General features: G+C 71.2%; 3 protein-coding genes. 2 read left to right on the top strand and 1 reads right to left on the bottom strand.

The window, feature by feature from the left end; all coding sequences use genetic code 11:
- Positions 1-384: YgfZ/GcvT domain-containing protein (locus P409_RS34640; RefSeq protein WP_034849469.1), on the bottom strand; the 384-nt coding region annotated here is incomplete at its 3' end.
- A gap of 156 nt (positions 385-540) precedes the next feature.
- On the opposite strand from P409_RS34640, the gene P409_RS34635 reads away from it, so the two are divergent.
- Both P409_RS34635 and P409_RS34630 read left to right on the top strand, forming a co-directional pair.
- The gene (locus tag P409_RS34635) at positions 541-957 is read left to right on the top strand and encodes an EF-hand domain-containing protein (protein WP_161790534.1); all 417 of its coding nucleotides are present in this window, start codon (positions 541-543) and stop codon (positions 955-957) included.
- A gap of 3 nt (positions 958-960) precedes the next feature.
- A partial coding sequence (locus P409_RS34630; protein ID WP_034849470.1) for a sigma-70 family RNA polymerase sigma factor occupies positions 961-1,269 on the top strand: 309 nt, incomplete at its 3' end.

Raw genomic sequence — 1,269 nt, 5'->3', positions numbered from 1 at the left:
GACGCCGTCGGCCAGGGGGCGCGCCGCCCCCGGCTCGTCCGGCAGGCCGAGGGCGGCGTTGCCGGCCTCGCCCGGGATCGCCGCCACGGCCCAGTCGGCGCTGACGTCGGCCAGCTCGACCTTGGAGCGCAGCCGGTACATCCGCAGCCGCCGAAACAGGTCGGCGCCGCGCCCGGCCTCGCAGTCGATCAGCCAGGCATCGCCCAGCGCGACCACGTGAAAATCGTGCAGATACTTGCCCTGCGGCGTCAGGAAGGCGGCGAAGACGGCGCGGTCCGGCGCCACCTTCCGCATGTCGTTGGAGACCAGCCCCTGCAGGAAGGCGGCGCGGTCCTCGCCCGTCAGGCGCAGGACGTCGCGGTCCAAAAATGTGAAGTCGGCCATGGCATCGCCCGGTTGCGGATCGGCATCTGCAGGAAGAGGTGGGCCAAGTCCCGGTGTCGCGCAAGCGCCTGCGAGTCCGACTTGCGACGGAAGCGGCGCCCTGCGCCGTGAAGGGAGCATCAGGCACCCATGGCGGTGCGCAATGTCGAGAGCATCATGAAGACGAAGTGGATTGTCGGGTCCGCGCTGGTCGCCCTCGTCGCCGGCACCGTCATGGCGGCGGCCCAGGAAGGGGCGCCCCAGGGCGGCTGGCGCGGCGGCTTCTTCCGCCAGCTCGACACCAACAAGGACGGCAAGATCGAGCGGACGGAGGTCCAGGCCTGGTCGGAGGCGCGGTTCAAGAAACTCGACACGGCAGGTGACGGGGCGCTGACCAAGGAGCAGTATGTCGACGCCATGATCGCGCAGATCCGCCCCCGCCTGGAACAGCGTTTCGACAAGCTCGACGCCGACAAGGACGGCAAGGTGACCGCGGCTGAATTCGAGGCGCCGGCCCTGGCCCGCTTCGACCGCCGCGACACCGGCAAGACGGGTGAACTGTCGATCGATGACCTCAAGACCCACCGCAACTGAAGCGTGGCCGAGAGCGACGATGCCCTGGTGGCGGCGGTGGCGGCGGGAGACGCCGCCGCCTGCCGCCGCCTGGTCGACCGGCATCTCGGGCGTCTGCTCGCTTTCGCCCAACGCATGCTGGGCAGCCGCGCCGATGCCGAGGACGTGGCCCAGGACGCGTTCCTGGCGCTGTGGAAGGAGGCCGGGCGCTGGCGGCCGGACGGCAGCGCCACGGTCTCGACCTGGCTCACCCGCGTCACCTACAACCGGTCGATCGACCGGCTGCGGCGGCAGCCTTCCGTCGCGCTCGACGCGGTGCCCGAGCCGCCGGAC

Source organism: Inquilinus limosus MP06 (assembly GCF_000767795.1).
Lineage (GTDB): Bacteria > Pseudomonadota > Alphaproteobacteria > DSM-16000 > Inquilinaceae > Inquilinus > Inquilinus limosus_E.
This window is presented reverse-complemented; position numbering and strand designations above follow the sequence as displayed.

Coding starts and splice junctions, on each gene's coding strand:
- P409_RS34635 (WP_161790534.1), top strand. CDS start 541: ATGAAGACGAAGTGGATTGTCGGGTCCGCGCTGGTCGCCCTCGTCGCC.